Here is an 8770-nt window from a genome sequence, read left to right on the forward strand (position 1 = left end):
CGCCAATCGCCCCGGGCCGCGTGCTGCCGCGGCCGTCGACCCGGTGCCGCCGCCGGTGACGACGGCCCCGCGGGCGACCGCCCAGGCCGCGGCGGCACAGCCCCGGCTCCGGCTGAACCCCACCTTGCAGGGCGTCCACCGACTGCGCGGCGGCGGGACCGGCGCGGCCGAACTCAGCGGGATCACCTACGCCGGCGGGTCGTCCTACTACGCGGTGGGCGACAACGGCGCCCCGCGCATCTGGCAGATCGCCGCGGAGGTCAACGCCACCTTCGGCCGTCTCGCCTCCAGTGCGATCGCCGGCGGCATCGAGGCCCCCGGCATGGGCCGGGACTCCGAGGGCATCGCCCTGCGTCCGGGAACCGACACGGTCTGGGTTACCGACGAAATCGACTCCACGATAACCGAATTCAGCTTGTCGACCGGAGAAAAGGTGGGCGCGGTCGCGGTGCCCGGCATCTACCGGCCCGCCAATGTGCGGAACAACATGGGGCTGGAGTCGCTCAGCTACGGGGCCGGCAAACTGTGGACCGCCAACGAGGAGGCGCTGGTGCCCGACGGCCCGCTCTCCACCACCGTCTCGGGCAGCTGGGTGCGGATCCAGGAGTTCGGCGGCCAGGACTTCGCACCGGCGACGCAGTACGCCTACCGGACGGACCGGATCGCCGGGATGTCGCCGTTCATCTCCGTCGAGCGCAGCGGCCTGGTGGATCTGCTGGCGCTTCCCGACGGCCGCGTGCTGGCCCTGGAACGGCAGGCCGGCGGGTTCTTCCCGCACTTCCGCTCCCGGATCTACCAACTCGACTTCAGCGGCGCGACGGACGTCTCCGAGTTCCCCGGCCTCGCCGACGGGGGCTTCACCGCGGTGCGGAAGCGACTGCTCTGGCAAGGGGTGTTCCTGTCGGACAACTTCGAGGGGATCACGCTGGGGCCCAGGCTGAACAACGGCGCCTACAGCGTCCTGCTGATCTCCGATGACGGCTCCGGCGACGCCGGTCAGCGGCAGGATCTTTACAGCCTGGTCCTGTTCGGCCTGCAAGAGGCCCCGGCCTCCTCGGCCGTCGTCGTCTGAACTTCGGCGGAGGGCTTCGATTTCGGGCGTTCCCGCACGCCGCCGCATGCCGTGGCGGATGATTGGCCCGATCAAGCACCCGTACGGAGGTGCCCGGATGAGCGCGTCGTTCCGCAGGCGACTGGAGGGCACGGTGCTCGCCGTGGGCGCCGGGGTAATGCTGGCCGTCGCGGGTGCGAGCCCGGCAGCAGCCGACCCCCGCGGGTCCCCGGACGGACCCGGAGGCGACGCGACGACATCGTCCGACGGAGCCTCCCCGCGCGGCCACCGACGCGGAAAGGCGGCGCAAGCACCGGCGCAGGCCCGGGCGAACGACCGCCCGACCGCCGCCCGACCCGACGCGCCCGCTCGCAGGCGCCAGGGGGCCTCCGCCCCGATGGACACGGCGCCGGACGAACCGACGGCGCCGCCGCCCCCCGTGACCGAACCCGCGGCCGTCGTCCCGGCGTCGCCGGCCGCCGAGTCGGCCACGCCCGCCCGTTCCTCCGCCCAATCCGCCGGCCCGCACTTCGCCCCACCCCCCGCTGCAGTCTCCCCGGCCGCGCCGACCGGTCCCCCGGCCCCGGTACTTGCGGCCCCGACCCGGGTGGCCGCTCCGGCGCGGGCGATCGACGTTCTGCTGAGAACGCTTCCCGGACCGGGACCGGGCCGGCCCCCGGAATCGCCGGTGACCTGGACCCTGCTGGCCGCCGCCCGGCGCGAGATCGGGCCGTCGGCGACCGTCGCACCCAACCGGCCACCGGTCATCTCGGGCGTGCGACTGTCCACCCCCAACGCCTCCACCGGGGCGGTGACCGGCGCCGTGACGGCGAGCGACCCGGATGCCGACGCCATCGCCTACCGGGCCACCACCTCGGCTAGGGGGACGGTGAGCGTCAACGCGGGAGGCGTGTTCACCTACACACCCTCGGCCACCGCACGGCATTCCGCGGCGCAGGCCGGAGCGCCGGCCGGAGCGCTCGTCGACACCGTGGCCGTCACCGTGACCGACGCCCGCGGCGCCGCGGCCGGCAGGGCGGTGACGGTGCCGATCCTGCCCAGGAACGCCGCACCCGTCGCGAGGACCTGGGTCGGCGCCCCGAACACCTCCACCGCGGTGGTGACCGGATCGGTGCGGGCCACCGACGCCGACGGCGACATCCGGACCTACACGCTCACCTCAAGTGCCACAAAGGGTTCGGTGAGCCTCAACAGCCGCACTGGGGCGTTCACCTACACCCCGTCGGCAGCCGGCCGGCACCGGGCCGCCGCCGTCGACGCCACCGGCCTCGACAAGACCGACCGCTTCACCGTGACCGTGACCGACGGCTACGGCGGGAAGGTGGCGGTACCGGTCACCGTCGCGATCAGGCCGATTAACGCCGCGCCCGTCGTCGCCTCCACCACGATCGGCAAGCCGGACCCGGTCTCCGGGATCGCCGGCGGGAGGGTGACCGCCTCCGACGCCGACCGGGACGCGCTGTCCTACACCGCCACCACGCCGGCCAACGGCACGGTGGCGGTCGGCGCCAACGGTGCGTTCACCTACACCCCCACCACCGCAGCCCGCGCCTCGGCGCGGATCTCGGCGACGGCCCTGACCGACGCATTCACCATCAGGGTGACCGACGGCCACGGCGGCGCCGTCACGGTCAACGTCACCGCCACGATCGCCCCCGTCAACAACGCGCCGGTGGCCGGCACGCCGACGTTCACCGTGAACAAGTCCACCGGCGTGGTCACCGGCGTCGTCAACGCCACCGACCCGGACCGCGACGCCCTGAGCTACACCCCGCTCGACGCCGCCACCGCCAAAGGCGCTGTGGCAGTGACGAACACCGGTGGGTTCACCTACACACCGACCGAAACCGCCCGGCGGAACGCCACCCCGGCCACGACCGACACCTTCACCGTCTCGGTGACCGACAGGTACGGCGCCACCGGCGCGGTGGCGGTGACCGTGCCGATCACCCCGGCGGCCGCCCCGCCGCCGGTTCCCGAGACCGGCCACATGGCGGTCGGAATGAATCTGGAGAGCGTGGCCGACTGGTCGCCGGCCTGGACCTTCACCGACGCGTTCAAGGCCTCGCGGCCGTGGATCTCGCACGCCTTCAACACCCGAACCTGGTCCACCACATGGGATCCCGCCCAAGCGCCGCCCCTGGAAGTCGACGCCGACGGCAACGTCCGCTCGCTGAAGACCTGGACCGCCGGCGGCGTCCCGATGAAGCAGTACGCCGGCACGCTGATGTTCGACGGACTGGACGGCGACTACGCCGCCGGCACCTACCACGCCCAGTGGGACGGCACCGGCGTGGTGACGTTCGGCAACGACGCGGTCGTCACCTCCAGTGGGAAGACCCCCGACGGACGCAATTTCGCCGAGTTGAAGGTCACCCCCACCGACAACGGGATCTATATGCGGATCGAGGAGACCAGCCCGGCAGATCCGGTGCGGGACTTCAACGTCTGGATGCCCGACTACAACGGCCAGAGCTTCGTCGGGCAGCGCTGGCAGCCCGGCGCCGTGTCCTCCCCCGCGGTCTCGCCGTTCCACCCGCTGTTCCTCTCCCGGCTCCAGCCGTTCGGGGCGCTGCGCTTCATGGGCATGCAGGAGACCAACGGCTCCGACATCACCACCTGGGCGCAGCGCCGCGACGCGGAAGACATCCGCCAGGGCTCGGGAGCCGAAGGCACCCCCAGCGAGCCGCTCGCCAACGGCATCTCGGTGGAGTACATGGTGGAACTCGCCAACGAACTCGACGCCGACCCGTGGTTCAACATGCCGTATGCCGCCGATGACGCCTTCGTCCGCAACTTCGCCACCTACGTCAGCCGGCATCTGGAACCGGGCCGCACCGTGTACGTGGAGTGGGCCAACGAGGTGTGGAACTTCGGTTACGGCTTCGAGGCCTCGCAGTGGGTGTCGGACAAGGCCACCGCGGCCGGCCTGGACCCCGACTACGGCCAGTGGATCGTCGCCGGGCGGGAGGCCAAGCGGGACATGGACATCTGGTCGGAGGTGTTCGCCGGCCAGTCCTCGCTGCATCTGGTCCGGGTGGCGGCCGGCTGGGCGGCGGTGGACTGGGTGACCAACCAGGTCGCCGAGAACATGGGCGGGTCGTTCGACGCGATCGCGATCGCGCCCTACATCACCCCCACCGACGAGCAGCGGGCCGGGTACTCCGCAGCCACCTCCGTCGAGAAGGTGATCGCCGACACCCGCGCGAACATCGCCACCTCGCTGGAGTGGACGGCCAACCACGAGCGGTTGGCGCAGGAGTGGTCGGCGAAACTGGGCCGGCCCATCGAGCTTGTGGCCTACGAGGGCGGCCCGCACCTGGACGGCCGCGGCGCGGCCTACCAAAACGCGTTCTACGCAGCTGCCAACGATCCGCGGATGGGTGACGTCTACCGCGAATACCTCAAGGGCCTGGACGCGGCCGGCATGGACGTCTACATGGACTTCCAGTTCACCGGCCAGGCCGGTGCGGCGCCGTGGGGCGACTTCGCCAAGCTGCACCGGATGGACCAGTCGCTGGCCACCGCCCACCGGTACAACGCGGTGGTGTCGGCGGCGGACGGCACGCTGTGGAACGTGGTCACCTGATGTTCCGGAATCCGGCGGCTCCGGCCGCGTTCCTGGCGTTCGCACTTCTGACCGGAACCGGCCCGGCAGGGCCCCCGCGGGCTGCGGCGGATCCCGTCGGCGACGCCCGGGCCAAGCTCGACAGCCTGCCGATCAAGGGCCGTGCCCCCAAGACGGGATACAGCCGCAGCCAATTCGGTGACGCCTGGAGCGACGATGTCGCGGTAGCCGGTGGACGCAACGGCTGCGACACCCGTTCCGACATCCTCCGGGAGCAACTAGCCGATGTGGCGATCAAGCCCGGAACCGGCGGCTGCGTCGTGTCGAGCGGCGTTCTCTCCGATCCCTACACGGGGACGACGGTGGAATTCCTGAGGGGGCCCGGCAGCTCGGAGCAGGTCCAGATCGACCACGTCGTCGCACTGTCGGACGCCTGGCAGAAGGGCGCCCAGCAGTTGGACGAGGCGACACGACACAACTTCGCCAACGACCCGGTGAACCTGCAAGCGACTCTGGGATGGGTCAATCAGCAGAAGGGCGACAGCGACGCGGCAAGCTGGCTGCCCCCGAACGCGGCCTACCGCTGCACCTATGTCGCACGAATCGTCGACGTCAAAGCGGCATACCGACTCTGGGTCACCCAGGCCGAATACGACGCGATAGCGCGGGTGCTCTCGTCGGGCTGCGTCTGAGCACGCGTCCCACCCGGGGCCGTCCGGCGTCGATGATGGGCCGAACGGGTAGGTTGACTCCTTGAGTGCCACTGCGGGAGAAGGGGCTGGAAATGGCAGGCGGTCTGGTCGGGCTACTGGATGACATCGCCGCGCTGGCCAAACTCGCCGCCGCCTCCATCGACGATGTGGGCGCCGCCGCCGGGCGGGCCAGCGTCAAGGCGGCGGGCGTGGTGGTCGACGACACCGCCGTCACGCCGCGCTACGTGCACGGCCTCGAGGCCGAGCGGGAACTGCCGATCATCCGCCGCATCGCGACCGGGTCGCTGCGCAACAAGCTGCTCATCATTCTTCCCGCCGCGCTGATCCTCAGCGCCATCGCGCCCGTGGTGGTGGAGATCATCCTGATGCTGGGCGGGTGCTACCTCTGCTACGAGGGAGCCCACAAGGTCATCCACGCCCTGCGGCACGACGATCACGACCACGACGCCCCGGCGGTGCAACTCGGCCCCGACGCCGAGGCGGCGACGATCGCCGGCGCGATCCGGACCGACTTCATCCTGTCCGCCGAGATCATGGTGATCGCGCTCAAAGAGGTCATCGAGGAACCGCTGGTCTCCCGCGGGGCGATTCTGGCCGTGGTCGCCGTGCTGATCACCGCCGCCGTCTACGGGGTCGTGGCGCTGATCGTCAAGATGGACGACGTGGGCCTGCTTCTGGCCCAGCGGCAGTCGCCCGGTTCGCAGCGCGTGGGCCGGGTCCTGCTGACCGCCATGCCCAAGGTGCTCGCCTGGCTCTCGGTGATCGGCACCGCCGCGATGTTGTGGGTCGGCGGCCACATCCTGCTGGCGGGCTTCCACGAGTTGGGCTGGCACGCGCCCTACGACCTGGTGCATTCCCTCGAGCACGTCGCACACCGGGTCCAGGGGGTGGGGGGCGTGCTGGGCTGGTTCACCAACACCCTGGCCTCGGCCCTACTGGGGTTGGTCGTCGGCGCCGTCCTGGTCGGGGTGCTGGCCGTGCTGCCGTTCCAGCGTCGGGCCGAGAAGGGCGACGACGCCGCACCGGCGCACTGAACCCTGCTCCTGTTCCGCCGCAGGCCGCTCAGCCGGTTCAGCCCCACCAGAACGCGGTCGCGATGGCGAAGTAGAGCGCGATCAGCACCGCGCCCTCGAACCAGTTCGACTCGCCGTCGAAGGTCACCAGCACCGCCACCACCGCCGACATCATCATCGCGGCCAGCAGCAGCGGCGAGAACACCAGATCGAAACCGGGCTGGCCGAGCCAGGCCGCGGACAGACAGACGATCGGGGCGATGGTCAGCGCGATCTGCACCGGCGACTGAAGAACCACCTGCACCGCGTAGTCCATCTGATTCTTGGCGGCCAGCTGGATGCCGACGAAGTTCTCCACCGCGTTGCCGGCGATGGCCACGATCACCAGACCGGCGAACACCTGGTTGATCCCGGCGGTGTCCATGGCGGGTTCCAGAGCCGCGACGAACCAGTCCGAGACGAAGGCCGCACCGAGACCGGCCGCGGCGAGCATGCCGATGGCCATGGCCAGCGGCCACTCGCCGTGCTCCGCCACCGCGCTGCGCGCGATCGCCGAATCGGGGCTGGCCGCGATGGGCGACCCGCCGGAGTAGCCGTGCACGTCCCCGTGCTCGACCGGGTCGCGCTTCCCACCGCGCAACGTCGCCGGCAGCGAGAGCGCGAAAAGCAGCAGCATGACGACGGACACGACGACCGAGACCGTCCGCTCATGCGATTCGGCCGGGGTATGCATCGCGGCGGTCAGCGAGGGCACGGCCAGGATGAACACCGCCAGGGTGAACATCAGGCCCAGAGTGCGGCTGTCCTCGGCGGCGAAACGCTGACGGCCGTGTTTGAGCCCGCCCACCAGGAAGGCCAGCCCGAGGACCAGCAGCACGTTGGCCAGGATCGAGCCGACGATGGTGGCTTTGACCACCCCGAACAGACCCGCCTTCAGGGCGAAGAGGATGACGAACAATTCCGGCAGGTTGCCCAGGGCGGTCTGCAGGATGCCGGTGGCGTTGGGGCCCAACCGATCACCGAGGGCCTCCACAGAACGGCCGACCAGGGATGCCATTGAGGCCAACGCCACCGCCGAGACGACGAACGCCAGCACCGCATTGGCATGGGCGTAGTGCATCAGCCCCGCGGCGACCGCTGCGACGACCGTGACGGCGATCGTGATCCGGTCGCGTCTGCTCAGCAGCGGCGGCCGCCCGATGTGTGTGGTCGTCACCTGCACCTCCTGCTCGGATCGGGGGAAGTTTGCCAGAACCGCGGGTCCCGCGTAGCCGAATCGACGGGCGCAGGTTTGACGGGCGCAGGTTTGACGGGCGTAGCGTCGAGCAGCGTGTACGTCGCCGCGATGACCCCGCCCCAGCCGCTCGGCCGGATCGCCGACGTCGCCCGCCGGGTCCGGGCCGCCGGCTTCTCCGGGCTGTTGTTCACCGAGACCGGCCGCACCGCCTTCCTCGGCGCCGCGGTGGCGTCCCAGGCCGCGCCCGGACTGGAGTTGTCCACCGGGATAGCGGTGGCCTTTCCGCGCAGTCCGTTCGTCACGGCCGCCACCGCGTGGGAGTTGCAGGAGGCCACCGGCGGGAAGTTCCGGCTGGGGCTGGGCACCCAGGTGCGCACCCACGTGGTCCGGCGCTACGGCAGCGCGTTCGACCATCCCGGTCCGCGGTTGCGCGACTACGTCAAGGCGGTCAAGTCCTGCTTCTCGGCTTTCCGCACCGGGCGCCTCGAACACCACGGCGAGTTCTACGACATGGACTTCATCACGCCCCAGTGGAATCCGGGTCCCATCGACGCCCCCGACCCCAAAGTCGATGTCGCGGCGGTGAATCCGTGGATGCTGCGGATGGCCGGCGAGGTGGCCGACGGCGTCCACGTCCATCCCCTCGGGGAACCGGGATACCTGCGCCGCCACGTCGTTGCCGGGATCGCGGCGGGGGCGGCGAAGGCGGGCCGTTCGGCGGCGGACGTCGCCGTGATCGTTCCGGTCATGACGATCGTCGGCGACACCGACGCCGAACGCGACGCCGAACGCGAACTGGTGCGAGCCCAGCTGAGCTTCTACGGCAGCACGCCCAACTACGCCTTCATCTGGGAAGAGGCCGGTTTCGAGGGCACCACCGCGCGGATCCGGGAGAGGCAGAAGGCCGGCGACTTCGCCGGAATGGCCGCGCAGATCACCGACGAGCACATCGCCGCCTTCGCCACCGAATCGACCTGGGACGGCCTGGCGGACGCACTGCGCGCCGGCTATGACGGCGTCGCCTCCCACCTGGTGCTCTACAACGCGCTGGCAGGTCCGGAAAAGGTTGAGCGCTATGGCGAGGTGGCGCGCCGTCTGCAGTGTTGACGTCCCGGCGCCCGCGATTGCAGCACCACGCAGAGGTCTACTCGCACTTTGACTGCAGGG

General features: G+C 70.8%; 5 protein-coding genes and 1 pseudogene. 5 read left to right on the forward strand and 1 reads right to left on the reverse strand.

What is annotated here, in order from left to right; translation table 11 throughout:
* From ADBZ5U_RS12515 to ADBZ5U_RS12530, 4 genes and pseudogenes are all read left to right on the forward strand, one after another.
* Positions 1-1072: esterase-like activity of phytase family protein (locus tag ADBZ5U_RS12515; protein WP_526810660.1), on the forward strand; the 1072-nt coding region annotated here is incomplete at its 5' end.
* A 418-nt stretch (positions 1073-1490) separates the two neighbouring features.
* On the forward strand, positions 1491-4661 hold the full coding sequence (locus ADBZ5U_RS12520; RefSeq protein ID WP_526810662.1) for a cadherin-like domain-containing protein: 3171 nt from the start codon (positions 1491-1493) through the stop codon (positions 4659-4661).
* Positions 4661-5320: pseudogene (locus ADBZ5U_RS12525) on the forward strand (GmrSD restriction endonuclease domain-containing protein); the annotation flags it as partial. The gene ADBZ5U_RS12520 and the pseudogene ADBZ5U_RS12525, both read left to right, overlap by 1 nt.
* Before the next feature lie 104 nt (positions 5321-5424).
* Positions 5425-6387 carry a DUF808 domain-containing protein gene (locus ADBZ5U_RS12530; RefSeq protein WP_526810664.1) on the forward strand — a complete coding sequence of 321 codons (963 nt, stop codon included), beginning with the start codon at positions 5425-5427 and terminating at the stop codon, positions 6385-6387.
* 37 nt (positions 6388-6424) lie between these two features.
* On the opposite strand, the gene cax is transcribed toward ADBZ5U_RS12530, so the two are convergent.
* Positions 6425-7582: a calcium/proton exchanger gene (gene cax / locus ADBZ5U_RS12535; RefSeq protein ID WP_526810665.1), complete on the reverse strand. Its 1158-nt coding sequence runs from the start codon at positions 7580-7582 to the stop codon at positions 6425-6427.
* Between the two features lie 114 nt (positions 7583-7696).
* Between cax and ADBZ5U_RS12540 the strand changes: the two genes are divergently transcribed.
* A complete protein-coding gene (locus tag ADBZ5U_RS12540) occupies positions 7697-8710 on the forward strand; it encodes a TIGR03617 family F420-dependent LLM class oxidoreductase (RefSeq protein ID WP_526810666.1) in 1014 nt (337 codons plus the stop codon).
* Positions 8711-8770: the final 60 nt, after the last annotated feature.

The sequence above is a fragment of the Mycobacterium sp. genome (assembly GCF_040398885.1).
Classification (GTDB): domain Bacteria; phylum Actinomycetota; class Actinomycetes; order Mycobacteriales; family Mycobacteriaceae; genus Mycobacterium.

What these genes read in the sequence shown, in the direction of transcription:
- ADBZ5U_RS12530 (WP_526810664.1), top strand. Translation starts at nt 5,425, where the DNA reads ATGGCAGGCGGTCTGGTCGGGCTACTGGATGACATCGCCGCGCTGGCC.